The organism is Microbacterium sp. NFH-22A-Y, from assembly GCF_021401375.1.
GTDB classification, from domain to species: Bacteria; Actinomycetota; Actinomycetes; order Actinomycetales; family Microbacteriaceae; genus Microbacterium; species Microbacterium hominis.
This window is the reverse complement of record NZ_JACBGF010000004.1, coordinates 29,099-47,263: the sequence shown is the minus strand read 5'-3', so window position 1 is coordinate 47,263 and position 18,165 is coordinate 29,099. Positions and strand designations below refer to the sequence as shown.

Genomic DNA, 18,165 nt, shown 5'->3' with positions numbered 1-18,165 from the left:
GCGACCCTACGGGGTGCCGCGCCGCGTGCGCTCAGCCTTCGGCGGGAGCCTCCGGGCCCTCGCTGGCGGCCGCACGGCCTTCCTGGTCGGCGGCCTCTTCGAGCACAGGCTCGAGCGACAGCTTGCCACGGTCGTCGATCTTCGTGATCTTGACGAGCAGCTTCTGGCCGACGCCGAGCACGTCCTCGACGTTCTCGACACGCTTGCCACCGGCGAGCTTGCGCACCTCGCTGATGTGCAGCAGGCCGTCCTTGCCGGGAAGCAGCGAGATGAACGCGCCGAACGCCGCCAGCTTGACGACCGTTCCGAGGAACTGCTCGCCGACCTCGGGGTTGGTCGGGTTCGCGATCGCGTTCACCTGGGCGCGGGCGGCCTCGGCCGAGGGGCCGTCGGTCGCGCCGATGTAGACGGTGCCGTCCTCCTCGATGGAGATCTGCGCCCCCGTCTCGTCCTGGATCGCGTTGATCGTCTTGCCCTTCGGGCCGATCAGCTCGCCGATCTTGTCGACCGGGATCTGCACGCTGATGACGCGCGGCGCCGTCGGAGCCATCTCGTCCGGGCCGTCGATCGCGGCGTTCAGGACGTTCAGGATCGTCATGCGCGCGTCCTTCGCCTGCGTCAGCGCGGCGGTCAGCACCGACGACGGGATGCCGTCGAGCTTCGTGTCGAGCTGGATCGCCGTGACGAACTCGCTGGTACCGGCGACCTTGAAGTCCATGTCGCCGAGCGCGTCCTCCGCGCCCAGGATGTCGGTCAGCGCGGCGTAGCGCGTCTGGCCGTCGACCTGGTCGGAGACCAGACCCATCGCGATGCCGGCGACGGGGGCGCGCAGCGGCACACCCGCGTTCAGCAGCGACAGGGTCGAGGCGCAGACGGAGCCCATCGACGTCGAGCCGTTGGAGCCGAGGGCCTCGGACACCTGACGGATCGCGTAGGGGAACTCCTCGCGGCTGGGCAGCACCGGAACGAGCGCGCGCTCGGCCAGGAAGCCGTGCCCGATCTCGCGACGCTTCGGCGACCCGACGCGGCCGGTCTCACCGGTCGAGTAGGGCGGGAAGTTGTAGTGGTGCATGTAGCGCTTGCTCGTGGTCGGCGACAGCGAGTCGATCTGCTGCTCCATCTTGAGCATGTTCAGCGTCGTGACGCCCAGGATCTGGGTCTCACCGCGCTGGAAGATCGCGGAGCCGTGCACGCGCGGGATGACCTGGACCTCGGCATCCAGCGGACGGATGTCCGCCAGGCCGCGGCCGTCGATGCGGACGCCCTCGGTGAGGATGCGGCCGCGGACGATCAGCTTGGTGACCGACTTGTACGCGGCGCCGAACTCGGCCAGCGCGCTGTCGGGCAGCTCGCCCGCCTCGACGGCGGCGACCAGCTGAGCCTTGACATCGTCCTTGACGGCGTCGTCGGCGTTCTGGCGCTCGATCTTGTCGGCGATCTGGTACACCGGCACCAGACGGTCGTAGGCGCGACCGGCGACGAAGTCGTAGGTCTCCGTCGCGTACGGCGGGAAGACCGGGTACGGCTGGATCTCCTTGGCCGCGGTGTTCGCGACGACGTTCTGCGCGGCGACGAGCGCGGTGATGAAGGGCTTGGCGGCCTCCAGACCCTGCGCGACGATCTCCTCGCTGGGCTTGGTGGCGCCGGCCTTGATGAGGTTCCAGCTGTTCTCGGTGGCCTCGGCCTCGACCATCATGATCGCGACGTCGCCGTCCTCCAGGACGCGACCGGCGACGATGAGGTCGAACACGGCCTCCTCGACCTGGGCGGCCGTCGGGAACGCGACCCACTGGTCGGCGTGCTCGCCGTGACCCGGGATGAGCGCGAGGCGCACACCGGCGATGGGGCCCGAGAACGGCAGACCGGAGATCTGCGTCGACAGGGATGCTGCGTTGATCGCGAGCGCGTCGTAGTACTCGCCCGGGGCGATGCTCAGCACGGTCACGACGATCTGGACCTCGTTGCGCAGGCCGTCGACGAACGACGGGCGCAGCGGACGGTCGATGAGGCGGCAGACGAGGATCGCCTCGGTGGAGGGGCGGCCCTCGCGACGGAAGAACGAGCCGGGGATCTTGCCGGCGGCGTAGGAGCGCTCCTCGACGTCGACGGTCAGCGGGAAGAAGTCGAAGCCCTCACGCGGGTGCTTGCCCGCGCTCGTGGCCGACAGCAGCATGGTCTCTTCGTCGAGGTACGCGGCGACGGCACCCTGTGCCTGCTGCGCGAGTCGTCCGGTCTCGAACCGGATCGTGCGGGTGCCGAAGCGGCCGTTGTCGAGAACGGCTTCGGCGGCGGTGATTTCTGGACCTTCCAAGAGGTCTCTCCTTCTTTGTTTAGACTCGCGCGCGCGTTTCGCGCACGAGATCGTGCGAAGGAGCAGGAACGGGCAGATCCAGACGCGCGGCGACACCGCGTGAGGCGCCGCCGGGACGGTCAGCGCTGGCCACCAGTAGAAAGCCACCGTTCGCATCGGATCGCGTCGAACGGGAACCCACCACAGGGGACCAGCTTCCTGCCGGCCTGCTCCGGATGCCGCAGAAGATCCACGGCAACCTGCCCAAGCCTATCAGTCGCGCCCTCGCCTGCGTATGGTTGGGGGCATGAGCACCGATGACACCACGGCATCCGAGGAGATGAAGCGCAAGTTCAGGGAGGCGCTCGACAAGAAGAACGCGCAGAGCCGCACCGGCGAGGCGCACCTGGACGGCGACTCGGCCGTGCACGGCACGCACGGCGCGGTCACCAAGCGGGAGTTCCGCCGCAAGAGCGGCTGACGCGCCGACGCGCCCCGCGGTCATCGCGGGTCAGCGCTGCGGCGTGCGCGCACGGTCGGACGACCCGCCGGCGGGAAGATCGACGTAGTCGGTGTGCTTCGCCGTCACGGCGTCGCCGGCCGTGCGCCCGCGCAGCCGCCGCCACGCCCACGGCAGCGCGTCGCGGGTGAGCCACGTGCCGCTGACCGGGCGGTCGTCGTCGGCGTGCAGGGCGGCGTCGAGCGCACCGAGCGCCTCCACGTCGGGCAGCCCGAGCACCTCGGCGGCGCGGTACGCCACGAACCGATGCCCGCGCGAGCTCAGGTGCACCTTGTCGTGCGCCCACTTCTCGCGCTCGCCGATGTCGGGATCGCTCTCGAGGTCCAGCAGGAAAGCCCCGTGCCGGGCGGCGATCTCGCGCAGCCGCACCGCGAAGCGGGCGAACCGGCGGGAGAACAGCCGTGAGGCGCGGCGGTCGGGCAGGAACGGCGTGACCAGCAGCACATCGCTGCCCGCCGCGCGCAGGCGGCCGACCGCGTCGTCGACCCGGGCGGCCACGGTGTCGGCGTCGACGTGGTGCGACACGAGGTCGTTCGCGCCGATGAGCACGGTCGCGAGCTCGGGGCGCATCGCGAGCGCGCGCGGGAGCTGCTCGTCCAGGAGGTCGCGGACACGGCGGCTGCGCACCGCGAGGTTCGCGTAGCGCACCGGTGTCGGCGAGCGCTGGGCCAGGAGGGTCGCCAGGCGGTCCGCCCAGCCGCGGTACTCCCCCTCCGGCATCCGCGACGTGTCGCACAGCCCCTCCGTCAACGAGTCGCCGAGGGCGATGATGCGCGACCATCCGCGCAGCGGCGGCGCCGGACGCTCCGCCGCGGGGGCCGAGGCCGACCCGACGCGTGTGCCGCGCTCCGCGCCGTGCAGCCGCCGCGCTTCGAGGTAGTACTGCTCCAGCGTGTCGACGAGGGCAGGCCAGGTCCGCCCCTCGACGCCGGCCCGCGCCGCCGCTCCGAAGGCCTGACGCTTGGTCGCGTCGCCGACCAGGTCGCGCACGCGATCGCGGAGGTCGTCGAGGTCGCCCGGCCGGTAGAGCCAGCCGTCGACGCTGGAGCGTACGAGGTCGACGGGGCCGCCGCGACCGGTCGCGACCACGGGTACGCCGCTGGCGTGGGCCTCCTGGATGGTCTGCCCGAACGTCTCGCTCTCCCCCGGATGCACGAAGACGTCGAAGCCGGCCATCGCCTGGGCGAGCTCGGCGCCGGCGAGGTGGCCGAGGAACACGGCGCGCGGCAGCGCGCGCTCCAGTCGCGCGCGGGCGGGGCCGTCGCCCACGATCACCAGGCGGACGCCGGGGATGTCGGCGAGAACCGCCAGGTCTTCGACCTGCTTCTCGGGGGCGAGACGCCCGACGTAGCCGACGATCACCTCGCCCGGCGCGATCCAGGAACGCCACGCCTCACTGCGGTGCTCGGGGCGGAAGCGCTGGGTGTCGACGCCCCGGCCCCACAGCCGCGTGCGATCGACGCCCAGTTCGTCGAGCTGTCGCAGCGCCGACGACGAGGGCGCGAGCGTCAGCGTGGCCCGGCCGTGCAGACGGGCCACGTGCGCGGCGGTCAGGGCGGTCGCCCGCGGGACGCCGTACTTGCGGGCGTAGGCGATGACATCGGTCTGGTAGACCGCGACGGTCGGCAGCTCCAGCGCCTCCGCCGCCGCGACGGCGCGCCAGCCGAGCACGAACGGCGAGGCGAGGTGCACGACGTCGGGCGCGTAGTCGCGCAGGATGCCGGCGAGCGTCCCGGTGCGCCCCAGCGCGATGCGCACCTGGCGGTAGGCGGGCAGCGGCACGGAGGGCAGCAGGGTGGTGGTCGCATCCGAGCGCGCACCCGGCGCTCCCGGCGCGATGACGAGGGCGTCGTGGCCGCGTGCGGTGAGATGACGCACGGACTGCAGGACGGATCCGGTGACGCCGTTCATGTGAGGCAGGAACGACTCGGCGACGAACGCGACTCTCATGGGTCCAGGGTCGCGGGTGCGCGGCCCCGGGGGCGTGCTGACGGGCCCCGGGAACGCAGTGTTCCCCGAACGCTCCGCGGACGGTCACCGCACGGTCATCCCCGCCGCGCGCGTTCGCCGCGCGTTCATGGGCCCGTGCTACTCCGGGACGGTGACGGACGCATGGCTCCAGGCTCTCGCGCACAGCCCGTGGGCGCTGCCGGCGATGGCGGGGCTGGTGCTGGGCGATGCGCTGCTCGTCGTGATCCCCGGCGAGGCGGCGGTGACGACCTTCGGCGCGCTGGCGGTGGCCGAGGGCGCGCCGCCGCTGATCGCGGTGATCGCCGTCGCCGCGCTGGCCGCCCTGCTCGGCGACCTCGGCTGCTACGCCCTCGGACGAACGGTCGGCCTCGATCGCTGGCGATGGATGCGGGGGCCGCGCGTGACCGCCGCGTTCGGCTGGGCCCGCGACGCCCTCGCGCGGCGCGGGGCGACGCTGATGTTCACGGCCCGCTTCATCCCGTTCGCCCGCCTGGCGGTCAATCTCGCGGCGGGCGCCTCCCGCATGCCGGTGCCGCGGTACCTGCTGCTGGCCGCTCCCGCGGCGACGGCGTGGGCGCTCTATCAGGCGCTGCTGGGAGCCGCCGTCGCCGCGATCGTGCCCGGCGGCACGGTCGTCGCCGTCGCGGTCTCGATCGCCCTCGCGCTCGCCCTCGGCGCGGCCGCCGACGCCGTGGCGGGCCGCGCGCGGCGACGCCGCGCCCCGGAGGCCTGAGGACAGGCACGCCCGGACGCGGCGACGTGACCGCGCCGTCAGTGCGCGGCCGCCCGGCGGCGGGCGCGCTCCTCCTTCGCGGCGGCCTCATCGAGGGCAGCCTGCTCGAGTCCCTGCGTGCCGACGGCGCCGGTCGCGGTGGACATGCCGTCGTGGCCGTCACCGGTGAGGGTGGACTCGTCGAAGGGCGCCCGACCGGCGAGCACCTCGCGGACGCGGTCGCGGTCGATCTGCTTCGTCCAGGTGCCGATGAGCAGCGTCGCGACGGCGTTGCCGGTGAAGTTCGTGACGGCGCGCCCTTCGGACATGAACCGGTCGATGCCCACGATCACGCCCACCCCGTTGACGAGGTCGGGGCGGAAGGCCTGGAGCCCGCCGGCGAGCGTCGCCAGACCCGCCCCCGTGACCCCGGCGGCGCCCTTGGAGGCGATGATCATGAACACGAGCAGGCCGATCTGCTCGGACCACGACATCGGCGTTCCCATGCCCGCGGCGATGAACAGCGACGCCATCGTCAGGTAGATGGCCGTGCCGTCCAGGTTGAAGGAGTAGCCGGTCGGGACGGTGATGCCGACGACGGGCTTCGAGACGCCGAGGTGCTCCATCTTGGCGATCAGCCGGGGAAGGGCGGACTCGCTCGAGGAGGTGCCGACGATCAGCAGATACTCGCGACCGAGGTACTTCATGAGTCGCAGGATGTTCACGCGGGTGACGGCGTACAGGAGCACCCCGAGGATGCCGAAGACGAACACGGCGCACGTGATGTAGAACGCGATCATGAGGATGCCGAGGCTGACGATGGCGGCGAAGCCGGTCTTGCCGACCACGGCGGCGATCGCGCCGAACGCGCCGATCGGGGCGAGCCAGAGGATCATCCCGAGGATGCGGAACACGAGCACCTGCAGCTGCTTGACGGCGTACATGATCGGCTCGCCCTTGCTGCCGAGTCCCTGCAGGGCGAAACCGACCAGCAGCGCGATGAAGAGCACCTGCAGCACGCTCTCGCCGGTGAAGGCCGAGAAGAACGTCGTGGGGATGATCCCCATGAGGAACTGGGTGGTCGAGGTGGCCTCGATGCTGGATGCGTCGTAGGTCGAGCTCGACATGTCCAGTCCCGTGCCCGGGTGGATGATGTTGCCCACGACGAGGCCGATGAACAGCGCGAACGTCGTCATCACCATGAAGTAGCCCAGGGCCAGCCCGCCGATCTTGCCGACCGTGGCAGCCTTGGCGATGGAACCGACGCCGACCACGATGGTGCAGAAGATGATCGGCGCGATCATCATCTTGATGAGGTTGACGAACGCCTTGCCGATCGGCTCGAGCCCCTTCGCGAACTCGGGCCAGACGAGGCCGACGACGGCGCCCAGCACGACGGCGATGATCACCGACACGTAGAGCCAGGTGTGTTTGTCCCAGGACGTCTTGCCGCGGCGCCAGTTGTAGCCGGGGAGTCTGAAAGATGTCGTCGAGAGGGCCATGTCCGCCTCCAGGTGTGAACGGGTCGTTGTTCGCGGACCGCCGACGTTGGCGGCCACGTGCCCAGAGTGCGCCCGCCGGGACCACGTGGTTCACTTGTGGTCGTATTGGTCCCGCCCCGCGGGCGGCGACGCACGCCACCGCCGTTCACCGTCGAGAGGGGCGCCATGGCCCGCAGCATCGGACGCAGCGCCGCGTCCCGGCTGTTCCTGTGGCTCGCCGGTGCGGCGCTCGTGCTGGCGCTGGGGACGGCGGGGCTGCTCGTGCTGGAGGCCCAGCGGGCGGCCCGCGCCGAGGCGGAGCGGGCGACCCAGGCCGTCGCCGCGACACTCGCGGGCCTTCCCGAGGTCCGGTCCGCTCTCGCGGCGGGCGACGGCGAGGCGGCCACGCGCACGCTCCAGCCGATCGCGCGCGAGGTGATGTCGAGCGCGGGCGTCGATTTCGTCACCGTGATGGACACGGCCGGCATCCGCATCACGCACCGCGACCCGGCCCAGATCGGCCAGCACTACATCGGCACGATCCCGCCTTCGCCGCAGACGATCACCGAGGAGTTCACCGGAACCCTGGGTCCGTCGCTGCGCACGATCGTGCCGGTGGAGGCGGACGGGCGCCTCGTGGGCTGGGTGTCGGTCGGCGTGACGGTGCGCACCGTCACCGCGCAGGTCGTGCCGCGGCTGCTGGTGGTCGCGGCGGTCGGGCTCGCCCTCGTCGGGGCGGGACTGGCGGGGGCGGTGCTCGCACGTCGAGCGACCCGGAGCGTCGCCGGCGACCTCCCCGCCGGAGCGATCCGCGACACCCTCGCCTCGGCCGAGTCGATGCGCACGCTCGGCGAGGCGCTGCGGGCGCAGACGCACGAGCACGGCAATCGGATGCACGCCGCCGTCGCCCTGATCGAGCTCGGCCGGAGCGCCGACGCCATCGGCATCCTGACCGATTCCGCACGCCAGAGCCAGGCGCTGGTCGACCAGGTCGCCGCGCGGACGGACGGCGACCCGACGGTGGGGGCGCTGTTGCTCGGCAAGGCGTCCCAGGCGATGGAGCGGGGAATCGAGTGGAGCGCGGACATCGCCGCCGACGCGCCCCGTTCGCTGCTCCGGCCGATCGACGCGGTCGCCCTCGTCGGCAACCTGATCGACAACGCCCTGGATGCCGCGGCCGCGGGCCCGGAGCCGCGCTGGGTGCGCGTGCACATGTCGCGCACCGCCGAGGACGAGCTGCTGCTCAGCGTCGCCGACTCGGGCGAGGGGCCCGACGAGCACACCCGCGCGCGGATGTTCGAACGGGGCTTCTCGACCAAGCCCGCCGGCGCGGACGGCCGGGGGGTGGGTCTGGCCCTGGTGCGCGCGGTCGTCGACGAGGTCGGCGGGACGATCTCGCTGGGGCTGTCGCCGACGACGTTCCGCGTGGTGCTGCCGACGGGACTGTCATGATCGGGGTGCTGCTGGTCGACGACGAGGCCCTGACCCTCGAGCTGCATCGCACCTACGTCAGCCGCGTGCCGGGCTTCGAGGTCGTCGCCGAATGCGCCGGCGCGCGCGCCGCCGTCGCGGCGGTGCTCGAGGCGCCCGAGCGGTCGCGGATCGATCTCGTCCTGCTCGACATGACGATGCCCGACGGCACGGGGCTGGACGTCCTGCGCCATATCCGGGCGCGCGCCGCGGACGTCGATGTCATCGCGATCACCTCGGTGCGCGACGCCGACGTGGTGCGTCAGGCGATCGCGCTCGGTGCGGTGCAGTACCTCGTGAAGCCCTTCACGTTCGCCGCCTTCCACGATCGACTGGATCAGTACCGCGCGTATCGCGCGCGAGCCCGTGCCGCGACCGGAGCGGCGACGCAGTCGGAGATCGACGCGATGCTGGGCGCTCTGCGCCCGACGGGTCCCGTCGTGCTGCCGAAGGGCCTGTCTCCGGCATCCCTCGATCGCGTGTCGGACGCGGTCCGCGACCGCGGCCCCCTCTCGGCGACGGAGGCCGCCGACGCGCTGGGGATGTCGCGCGTGGCGGCGCGCCGCTACCTCGAACACCTCGCCGACGCGGGACGGGTCGAGCGTTCGCCGCGGTACGGCACGCGCGGGCGTCCCGAGACGGAGTACCGCTGGCGCTGATCAGCGCCCGGAGGCCGCGACGCCCGCGTCGTCCCACCCGATCCCGCTCGATCCGGCGGCGTACTCCTCGAGCGGCACGTCGCCGCGCCGCCAGGCGTCGCGGACGGGCTGGATGATCCGCCAGCACTCCTCGGCGACGTCGCCGCGCACCGAGAGCATCGCGTCCGCGTCGAGGATCGCGGCCAGCACCTCGGTGTAGGCCTGGTGCGAGCCCAGGCCGAGATCGGCTTCGAGGCGGGCCCGGTGCAGCGCGAACGGCCCGTCGCCGCCGTTGACGGAGATGTCCATGGTGACCCGGTCGGGGCCGAGGGAGAAGCGGATGACGCTGCCGGCGGCGTCGCCGGTGAAGCCCGCGGGAAGGTGGCGGACCGGCCGGAGCACCACGTCGATCTCCGCACGCTTGGCATCCAGAGCCTTCCCCGACCGCAGCGTGAAGGGCACGCCCGCCCACCGCGCGTTGCGCACCTCCACGGTGACCTGTGCCAGCGTCTCGGTCTCGCGTGCGGGGTCGACGCCCGACTCGTCGACGTAGGAGGGCATCTGCTCGCCGCCGGCGGTGCCGGCCGTGTAGCGGGCTCGGTGGGAGAAGCGCACCGCGTTGTCCTCCCAGACGTGCGTGGCGCGCAGGACCGCGGCGGTCGCGTCGCGGACGTCGGTCGCGTTCAGCGCCGCGGGCGGCTCCATCGCGACCACCGCCATGACCTGCAGGAGATGGCTCTGGATCATGTCGACGAGGGCGCCCGCGCGATCGTAGAAGCCCGCGCGCCCCTCGAGGCCCAGGGTCTCGTCGAACCGGATCTCGACCCGCTCGACGTGCTCGGCCGTCCACACGGGCTCGAGCAGGCGGTTGGCGAAGCGGACGCCGAGCACGTTCAGCACCGTGGATCGGCCGAGGAAGTGGTCCACGCGGAAGATCTGCTCCTCCGGCAGCAGCGTCCGCAGCACCTCGTTCAGCGCGCGGGCGCTCGCCTCGTCCTCGCCGAACGGCTTCTCGAGCGCCAGCACGGTCCCCGCCGGCAGGTCGCCCGGCGACAGCGCGGCGCACGCGGCCGCCGCGGCCGCCGGCGGCACGGCGAAGTAGAGCACGAGCCGGCCGTCGGGGGCGTCGCGCACGACGCGGCGCAGCCCCGCGGCGGTGGTCGCGTCGACGGCGAGGTAGGGCGTGGAGGCCACCGCGGCGAACGCCTCCTCGGCATCCGCTTCGCGAAACGCGGTGCGCACGCGACGCCGCCACTGCGCATCGCTGAGCGCCGTGCGTCCCACCCCCAGCAGATGGATGCGGCGATCGGGCTGACTCTTCAGCAGGTCGGCGACCGCGGGCAGCAGCAGCCGCTCGGTCAGATCGCCGCTCGCTCCGATGATGGCCAGTGTCGACACGTCGCCCATGAGCACACCCTACGTGGCCCCCTCCGCCCCGGGGAGACGGCAGAATCGTTGCGTGGCAGATGCACCTCCAGGATCGGACTCCTCGCCCGCGCCCATCGAGGACTACGCGCTGCTGAGCAGCAGCCGCACGGCGGCGCTGGTGTCGGGATCGGGGTCGATCGACTGGCTCTGCCTGCCGCGCTTCGACTCGGCGTCGGTGTTCGCCGCGCTTCTCGGCGACGAGCACCACGGGCAGTGGATGCTGCGCCCGACCGATCCACAGGCGCAGCACACGCGGCGCTACGACGGCGAGACGTTCACGCTCGTCACGCGCTGGGAGAGCGCCGACGGTGTCGCCGAGGTGCACGACTGCCTCCCGGTCGATCCGCACCACCTCGACACCGCGAGCCGCACCGACCTCGTCCGGCGCGTGGTCGGCCTCTCCGGCAGCGTGGAGTTCGAGCAGCGCGTGCGGCTGCGGTTCGACTACGCGCGGGCCCTGCCCTGGGTGCGCCAGACCGGCACCGCCGAGGCGCCCGAGCTGACCGCCATCGCCGGCCCGGATGCGGTGGTCCTGCGCGGCGCCGCCCTCACGGCCACCGACCATCTGCACCGCGGTGCGTTCCGCGTCTCGTCGGGTGAGCGGCGCGACCTGACCCTCACCTGGCACGCTTCGCACCGTCCGGCGCCCGAGCCGCTCGACGTCGACGCGGCCCTCGCCCGCACCCGCGACTGGTGGAGCACGTGGGCGCAGCGCATCGACGTGCACGGCCCGCACCGCGAGGCCGTGGTGCGCTCGCTGCTGACCTTGCGCGCGCTGACGCACCGCGACACCGGCGGGATCATCGCCGCACCGACCACGTCCCTCCCCGAGCAGTTCGGCGGCGGCCGCAACTGGGACTACCGGTTCGTGTGGCTGCGCGACGCGTCCCTGACGATCGAGGTGCTGCTCGGACAGGGCTTCGCGCACGTCGTGGAGCACTGGCAGCGGTGGCTGCTGCGGGCCATCGCGGGAGATCCCGCCGACCTGCAGATCGTCTACGGCATCGCGGGCGAGCGCGACCTCGCCGAGCGCGAGCTGGAGAGCCTCCCCGGCTACCGGGGCGCCGCCCCTGTGCGCATCGGCAACGGCGCGGCCGGGCAGTACCAGGCGGACGTCACGGGCGAGGTGATGACCTGCCTGTTCGCGGCCCGGCAGGCGGGCATCGAGCAGTCGGACATCTCGTGGCCGCTCGAGCGTGCCCTGCTGCGCCGGGCCGAGAAGCGCATCGACGAGCCGGACAACGGCATCTGGGAGATCCGCGGCGACCCGCAGCTGTTCACGCACTCGCGGGCGATGGTGTGGGCGGCGTTCGACCGCGGCGTCCGGTCGGTGCGCGAGTTCGGCCTCGACGGGCCGGACGAGCGGTGGGAGCGTCTGCGCGATCGCGTGCGCGCCGACATCGATCGGCGCGGCGTGTCGGCGCGCGGGCACTTCGTGCAGCACGCCGGCACCGATGCGGTCGACGCGTCGCTCCTGCTGCTGCCGGTGGTCGGTTTCTGCGCCGCCGACGACCCGCGGATGCTGGCCACCGTCGCCGAGATCGAGCGCACGCTGATGGTCGACGGCCTCGTGCTGCGCTATCGGACCGAGTCCGGCGTGGACGGCCTCGAGGGCACCGAGAACCCGTTCCTCGCCTGCTCCTTCTGGCTCGTCGAGCAGTACGCCGCGAGCGGCCGGCTCGACGACGCCCGCGCGCTCATGGACCGTGCCTGCTCGCGCGCCAACGACGTCGGCCTGCTGTCGGAGGAGTACGACGTGGCCGGCAGACGCCAGGCCGGCAACACCCCGCAGGCGCTGTCGCACCTGGCGCTGGTGCGCGCGGCATCCGCCCTCGCCCGCGCCGAGGCGGCGCACGGCGACGCCCCCGACCGCGCCGGAGCGTGATCGGGGGCGTCGACGGGCGGGCTCACTCGCCGGCGAGACCGCCGAGCAGGTGGCCGAACGAGCGTCCCTCGCCGAGGTAGTTCGCCGGGTCGAACGGGTCGCCGCTGCCGGCGGGCTGACGGCGCGCGACGGCCTCGGCCAGTTCGCGGGCGCCGCGCTCGACGCGCGAGCTCAGCGGTGCGACCTGATCGGCGGCGGCTCCCCAGTCGCTGGATGCCGCGAACACACCGGTCGAGACCGTCTCGGCGTGGAGGTACGCGAACAGCGGGCGGATGGCGTAGTCGATCGCGAGCGAATGCCGCGCCGTTCCCGCGTTGGCCCCGATCAGCACCGGCATGCCGGTGAGGGCGTCGGGATCGAGCACGTCGATGAACGACTTGAACAGGCCCGAGTAGCTCGTCGAGAAGATCGGCGTGACCACGATGAGCGCGTCGGCCGAGACCACCGTGTTGATGGCCGACTCCAGCGCGGGCGGCGCGAAGCCGGTCAGCAGGTTGTTCGTGATGTCGTGCGCGAGATCGCGCAGCTCGATCGTATCGACGGTGGCCTGGATAGGGGCGCCGTCGGGTCCCGACTGCTCCCCCAGCGCCGTCACGGTCGCGGCCGCGAGACGGTCGGCGAGCATGCGGGTCGACGACGGGTTGGACAGGCCGGCGGAGACGACGGCGATGCGCCGGGCGCTCATCGGGTCGCCCCCACACCGAACGCGGCGCCGGCCGGCGCGGGCGCGTCCTGATAGGGCGACGGGCCGCTGAGGTTGTCGCCGCGGTTGGCGCGCGGGGTGGCCTGGCGTGCCGGGCCGTCGCCGTACGCGGCGCGCACGAGCGAGGCGTGCGTGGGCGCGTCGGGCACGTTCTCCGGCCGGTCCTTCGCGAACTCCTTGCGCAGGGCGGGCACGACCTCGCCGCCGAGGAAGTCGAGCTGCTCGAGCACGGTCTTCAGCGGGAGTCCGGCGTGGTCCATGAGGAACAGCTGGCGCTGGTAGTCGCCGAAGATGTCGCGCATGCCCGCGTAGCGGTCGATGACCTGCTGGGGCGAGCCGACCGTCAGCGGCGTCATCTCGGTGAAGTCCTCCATCGAGGGGCCGTGACCGTAGACCGGGGCGTTGTCGAAGTACGGACGGAACTGGTTCACGGCATCCTGCGAGTTCTTCGCCATGAACGCCTGTCCGCCGAGGCCGACGATCGCCGTCTCGGGGGCGCCGTGACCGTAGTGCTCCCAGCGCTGGCGGTACAGGCCGATGAGGCGCTGGTAGTGCTCGGCGGGCCAGAAGATGTTGTTCGCGAAGAAGCCGTCGCCGTAGTAGGCGGCCTGCTCGGCGATCTCGGGCGTGCGGATCGAGCCGTGCCAGACGAACGGCGCGACGCCGTCGAGCGGCCGCGGGGTCGCGGTGAAGCCCTGGAGGGACGTGCGGAACTTCCCCTCCCAGTCGACCACGTCCTCACGCCACAGCGTGTGCAGCAGCGCGTAGTTCTCGATCGACAGCGGCAGACCCTGACGGATGTCCTTGCCGAACCACGGGTAGACCGGGCCCGTGTTGCCGCGACCGAGCATGAGGTCCATGCGGCCGCCCGAGAGGTGCTGCAGCATGGCGTAGTCCTCGGCGATCTTCACCGGGTCATTCGTCGTGATGAGCGTCGTCGAGGTCGAGACGATGAGCCGCTCGGTCTGAGCGGCGATGTAGGCCAGCGTGGTCGTCGGGGACGACGACCAGAACGGCGGGTTGTGGTGCTCGCCGAGGGCGAAGACGTCCAGGCCCACCTCTTCGGCGTGCTTCGCGATCTCGACGGTCGCGCGGATGCGCTCGGCCTCGCTGGGCGTGTGGCCCGTGGTCGGGTCCTGCGTGATGTCGCTGACGGTGAAGATGCCGAACTGCATCTGCGGGCTCTTCTCGTTCACGGTGTCCTTCGCCTTCCGGATGCCTCGGCATCCAATACATGCAAATGAATGTATCTGGTGCAACGCGGTGCTGTCCAGGTTATTCCCGCCCCGTCCTGCACCCCCGGTAGGGTGACCAGACGATGACCGACCCTGTCCCCTCGCCCGCCTCCCCGGCACCGCGCCCGGCGAAACGGCGGGTGCCGCTGTGGGACAACGCCCGCTTCGCCTGCATCGTGCTGGTCGTCCTGGGCCACGCCATCCAACGCCTCACGTACGACAGCGACGCCGCGCTGGCGCTCTACCTCGTCGTCTACGCGTTCCACATGCCCGCCTTCGCCCTGATCTCCGGCTACTTCTCGACGTCGGACGGGCCGTCGCGGCGGCAGATGGCCCGGGTGCTGACGGACATCGTCGCCCCCTACGTCGTGTTCGAAAGCTTGTGGACGCTGACGAAGTGGCTCGTCGAGGGCGAGGCGAACCCCAACCTCACCCAGCCGTCCTGGACGCTGTGGTTCCTGCTCGCGCTCGCCATCTTCCGGCTCGTGCTGCCGTACCTCGCGCTCCTGCGGTGGCCGCTCGCGTGGACCGTCGCCGTCTCCCTCACCGTCGGCTACTGGCCCAACGTCGACTCGACCCTGTCGCTGTCGCGCACGCTGGGCCTGCTCCCGTTCTTCACCCTCGGGTGGTGGGTGTCGCACCACCGGATCGTGCAGCGGCTCGACCTGCTCCGCCGTCGCCGCAGGGGTCCGCGGATCGCGGCCGTCGCCCTGTTCGCCGCGGCGGGCGCCGTGGCGTGGCTGTTCGCCGACACCTGGCGGGCGGTCGACCTGCGCCAGTGGCTGTTCTACGACCAGGACTACGCCGCGCTCGGCGGCCCCTGGTGGTCGGCCGCGGTGCGCCTGGCGCTGATGGCGATCGCGCTCGTCCTCAGTGTCGCGTTCTTCGCCCTCGTCCCGCGCGGCGCGTACGGGTGGACGGCGTGCGGGCGCTACACGATGTACGTGTACCTGCTCCACTCGTTCGTGCTGTACCCGTTCCGCGAGAGCGGTCTGCTGCGCAGCGCCGAGCCGACGTGGCTCTGGCTGCCGACGCTGGTCGTCCTGTCGGTCGTCATCGCGCTCGGCCTCGCGACGCGGCCCGTGCGCACGGTCTTCCGGCCGCTCGTCGAGCCCCGCCCCCGCTGGCTGTTCGCCGACCCGACGCTGGCCGGGCGCGAAGGCCATCGCTCCGACCCCACCGGCTCGCGCCGGCCCCGTCAGGACCCGCGGCCGCGACCGCACCGCGAGCCCGAGCGGTAACCGGGCGCAACACAGCGCGCGCGGGTGCCGGCATCCGCCTACCCTCGCCTTCATGAGCGACCTGAACCTGCCCGTGCTCGATTTCGCCCTCCTCGACGCCGGCCCCGAACAGGCCGCCCTCTTCCGCGAGCAGTTGCGGGCGGCGACCCACGACGTCGGGTTCTTCTACCTCACCGGCACGGGCGTCGACGGCGAGCTGGAAGCACAGCTGCACCGCGCCGCGCGGGACTTCTTCGCCCTCCCAGATGCCGACAAGCTCGCGATCGAGAACGTCACCAGTGCGCACTTCCGCGGCTACACGCGCATCGGCGGCGAGCGCACGCAGGGCAAGGTCGACTGGCGCGAGCAGATCGACATCGGCCCCGAGCGCGATGTCGTCGACGACCCGGACGCCCCGGCGTTCGCACGGCTCATCGGGCCGAACCTGTGGCCCGCGGCGCAGCCCGAGCTGCGCGAGGTCGCGTCGGCCTGGCAGGAGCATCTGACGGGCGTCGCCCGGCGGCTGCTGCGCGCGTGGGCTCTGGCCCTGGGCGCGCCCGAGGACTACTTCGACGACCACTTCGGCGAACCGTCGACACTGCTCAAGATCGTCCGCTACCCCGGCTCGAGCGCGCCCGAGCCGGCCCAGGGCGTCGGCGCCCACAAGGACTCGGGTGTCCTCACGCTGCTGTGGGTCGAGCCCGGCAAGGGCGGCCTTCAGGTCGAGCGCGACGGCGAATGGGTGGATGCGCCCCCGGTGCCGGGGGCGTTCGTGGTCAACATCGGCGAGATGCTCGAGTACGCGACCGGCGGCTACCTCATCGCGACGAACCACCGCGTCGTATCGCCGCGCGCGCCCGAGGATCGCATCTCGGTGCCGTTCTTCTTCAACCCGGCCCTCGACGCCCGTCTCCCGCTCATCGAGCTGCCCCCCGAGCTCGCCGCACAGGCGCGCGGCGTCACGCAGGACCCCACGAACCCCATCCACGCCCTCTACGGCGAGAACGCGCTGAAGTCCCGGCTGCGGGCACACCCCGACGTGGCCGAGCGCTGGCACGCCGACCTGCTGGCCGCTCGCGCCTAGGAGAGCTGCTTGCCGATGATGATCCGATCCACACCGCCGTACATCTTGCGGCGTGCCAGGTCGACGTAGCCGGCCTTGAGGAAGTTGCGACGACTCGGCTCGTTGTCAGGCGACACCGTCGCCAACGCGACGGGAACGTGGTCACGGACGAGTTCCTCCTCGACAGAGCTCAGGAGTGCCCGCTGCAGTCCACGGCCGCGGTACGACGGTGCGACCGCGACCGACTCGATGTGCGCAGCCGCCAAGACGGTCGCATCGTCGTATCCGAGACCGCGTGCCAGGTTGTCCTCGGCGTCCCGAGGAAACCGCACGATCATCGCGGCGACGACGAGATCGCCGTCGCCGGCGACCACCGTGAACCCGTCCGGGCCGCCAAGGTGACGCGCGACGACGTCGAGCGGATCCACGATGAAACGACCCTCGGGTTCGGTCCTCGAGGCCTCCTCGAGCAGCCGATGGATCGTCGGAGCCTCGTCAGGATGCGGCCTACGCAGCTGAACCACGTCGAACACCCTTCCGTCGTCCCGCGGCCGAGTGCAGGAGACCGCCGTACTCCGCACCCAACGCCGCTTCCAGTTCGGTCGACGACGCGTACTCGTCCCACCGACCCTGCGCCCGTACGTGGTCGCGCCAGATGTCGTACAGGGTGATGAGGTTCCGGTAGCTGTAGCGATCGGGAATCAGCTCGATGCGCTGGATGTCGGGATTGTGCATCGCGACGAAGAAGCGGTATCCGAACAGATCATCCAGGAGCGCGATATCCACGACCCGGCGAGCGTGCAAGAGGTAACAGGTTTCGAAGAACGTGAGGTACACCATCGCGTCGTACTGATCGCGGTCCGCGAGCCGCTTCTCCCGGACCAGCCGTCCGTACACCCTCCCGATGGAGGCGTTGTCGTTGAAGCTGTTGTTGAGGTTCATGATGAACTCACCGATCGCGACGTCCTTCTCGGCCTTGATCTGAAACCAGATGGCCACCGCGGCGAAGACGGTGGCTGCGGCGGCGAGCGCCTGCTGCAAGACCGAGTCGGGCATCGCGACGAACAGGATGATCGAGGCCGATGCCGCGACAACGAACAGAATCCCGATGATCTTGGTGCGCCTGCGGGTGTGCACGGTACGACCCCCTCTCGATGTGGCATCAGCATACGAGGAGCGGATCGGGCCGGGAAATGACGAGAGCCTCCCCACACCGTGGGGAGGCTCTCCAAGAATGTTTTGCGCGATTGAACGCGGGGGCGCGAAGCCTTAGCGGCGCAGACCGAGACGCTCGATGAGCGAGCGGTAACGGTTGATGTCGATGTCCTGCAGGTAACCCAGCAGGCGACGACGCTGACCGACGAGCAGGAACAGCCCACGACGGGAGTGGTGGTCGTGCTTGTGCTCCTTGAGGTGCTCGGTGAGGTCCTTGATGCGCTGCGTCAGCATCGCGACCTGCACCTCGGGGGATCCGGTGTCACCGGGGTGCGTCGCGTACTCTTCGATGATCGCCTTCTTGACGTCTGCTTCCAGTGCCATAGGTGATCCC

Annotated in this window: 16 protein-coding genes; 7 read left to right on the top strand and 9 right to left on the bottom strand. The window is 71.6% G+C overall.

What is annotated here, in order from left to right; translation table 11 throughout:
- Positions 1–31: 31 nt before the first annotated feature.
- Entirely contained in the window at positions 32–2,311 is a 2,280-nt protein-coding gene (locus L0965_RS14940) for a polyribonucleotide nucleotidyltransferase (protein WP_060959464.1), read from the bottom strand.
- A 286-nt stretch (positions 2,312–2,597) separates the two neighbouring features.
- On the opposite strand from L0965_RS14940, the gene L0965_RS14935 reads away from it, so the two are divergent.
- Positions 2,598–2,771, top strand: coding sequence for a DUF5302 domain-containing protein (locus L0965_RS14935; protein ID WP_157831623.1), 174 nt, complete (start codon positions 2,598–2,600; stop codon positions 2,769–2,771).
- Positions 2,772–2,801: 30 nt separating this feature from the next.
- Here the strand turns inward: L0965_RS14935 and L0965_RS14930 are convergent, their stop codons facing one another.
- Entirely contained in the window at positions 2,802–4,760 is a 1,959-nt protein-coding gene (locus L0965_RS14930) for a GDSL-type esterase/lipase family protein (RefSeq protein WP_101306582.1), read from the bottom strand.
- 151 nt (positions 4,761–4,911) lie between these two features.
- Here L0965_RS14930 and L0965_RS14925 point away from each other — a divergent pair, with 151 nt between their 5' ends.
- Entirely contained in the window at positions 4,912–5,514 is a 603-nt protein-coding gene (locus tag L0965_RS14925) for a DedA family protein (protein ID WP_082808059.1), read from the top strand.
- 38 nt (positions 5,515–5,552) lie between these two features.
- Here the strand turns inward: L0965_RS14925 and L0965_RS14920 are convergent, their stop codons facing one another.
- A complete protein-coding gene (locus tag L0965_RS14920) occupies positions 5,553–6,995 on the bottom strand; it encodes a cation:dicarboxylate symporter family transporter (protein WP_061782130.1) in 1,443 nt (480 codons plus the stop codon).
- A gap of 165 nt (positions 6,996–7,160) precedes the next feature.
- Here L0965_RS14920 and L0965_RS14915 point away from each other — a divergent pair, with 165 nt between their 5' ends.
- Positions 7,161–8,426, top strand: coding sequence for an ATP-binding protein (locus L0965_RS14915; RefSeq protein WP_061782129.1), 1,266 nt, complete (start codon positions 7,161–7,163; stop codon positions 8,424–8,426).
- The gene (locus tag L0965_RS14910; RefSeq protein ID WP_101306583.1) at positions 8,423–9,103 is read left to right on the top strand and encodes a response regulator; all 681 of its coding nucleotides are present in this window, start codon (positions 8,423–8,425) and stop codon (positions 9,101–9,103) included. The genes L0965_RS14915 and L0965_RS14910 overlap by 4 nt, the downstream gene beginning before the upstream one ends.
- Here L0965_RS14910 and L0965_RS14905 read toward each other — a convergent pair whose 3' ends face one another.
- Entirely contained in the window at positions 9,104–10,489 is a 1,386-nt protein-coding gene (locus tag L0965_RS14905) for a glucose-6-phosphate dehydrogenase (RefSeq protein WP_101306584.1), read from the bottom strand.
- A 52-nt stretch (positions 10,490–10,541) separates the two neighbouring features.
- Between L0965_RS14905 and L0965_RS14900 the strand changes: the two genes are divergently transcribed.
- The gene (locus tag L0965_RS14900) at positions 10,542–12,395 is read left to right on the top strand and encodes a glycoside hydrolase family 15 protein (RefSeq protein WP_232783915.1); all 1,854 of its coding nucleotides are present in this window, start codon (positions 10,542–10,544) and stop codon (positions 12,393–12,395) included.
- 22 nt (positions 12,396–12,417) lie between these two features.
- Here the strand turns inward: L0965_RS14900 and L0965_RS14895 are convergent, their stop codons facing one another.
- The gene (locus L0965_RS14895) at positions 12,418–13,080 is read right to left on the bottom strand and encodes an FMN reductase (protein ID WP_061782126.1); all 663 of its coding nucleotides are present in this window, start codon (positions 13,078–13,080) and stop codon (positions 12,418–12,420) included.
- Positions 13,077–14,273, bottom strand: a complete 1,197-nt coding sequence (locus tag L0965_RS14890) for an LLM class flavin-dependent oxidoreductase (protein WP_198553714.1) — start codon at positions 14,271–14,273, stop codon at positions 13,077–13,079. The genes L0965_RS14895 and L0965_RS14890 overlap by 4 nt, the downstream gene beginning before the upstream one ends.
- Positions 14,274–14,416: 143 nt before the next feature.
- Between L0965_RS14890 and L0965_RS14885 the strand changes: the two genes are divergently transcribed.
- Both L0965_RS14885 and L0965_RS14880 read left to right on the top strand, forming a co-directional pair.
- Positions 14,417–15,574, top strand: a complete 1,158-nt coding sequence (locus L0965_RS14885; protein ID WP_101306587.1) for an acyltransferase family protein — start codon at positions 14,417–14,419, stop codon at positions 15,572–15,574.
- 52 nt (positions 15,575–15,626) lie between these two features.
- Entirely contained in the window at positions 15,627–16,637 is a 1,011-nt protein-coding gene (locus tag L0965_RS14880) for an isopenicillin N synthase family oxygenase (RefSeq protein WP_101306588.1), read from the top strand.
- On the opposite strand, the gene L0965_RS14875 is transcribed toward L0965_RS14880, so the two are convergent.
- The 3 genes from L0965_RS14875 to rpsO all read right to left on the bottom strand — a co-directional run bounded on the left by L0965_RS14875 (position 16,634) and on the right by rpsO (position 18,155).
- Complete coding sequence (locus tag L0965_RS14875) at positions 16,634–17,044, bottom strand: N-acetyltransferase (protein WP_157553764.1); 411 nt, start codon at positions 17,042–17,044, stop codon at positions 16,634–16,636. The genes L0965_RS14880 and L0965_RS14875 overlap by 4 nt on opposite strands.
- A 79-nt stretch (positions 17,045–17,123) precedes the next feature.
- On the bottom strand, positions 17,124–17,753 hold the full coding sequence (locus L0965_RS14870) for a hypothetical protein (protein ID WP_101306590.1): 630 nt from the start codon (positions 17,751–17,753) through the stop codon (positions 17,124–17,126).
- 132 nt (positions 17,754–17,885) lie between these two features.
- A complete protein-coding gene (gene rpsO / locus L0965_RS14865; RefSeq protein WP_005048780.1) occupies positions 17,886–18,155 on the bottom strand; it encodes a 30S ribosomal protein S15 in 270 nt (89 codons plus the stop codon).
- Positions 18,156–18,165 lie beyond the last annotated feature (10 nt).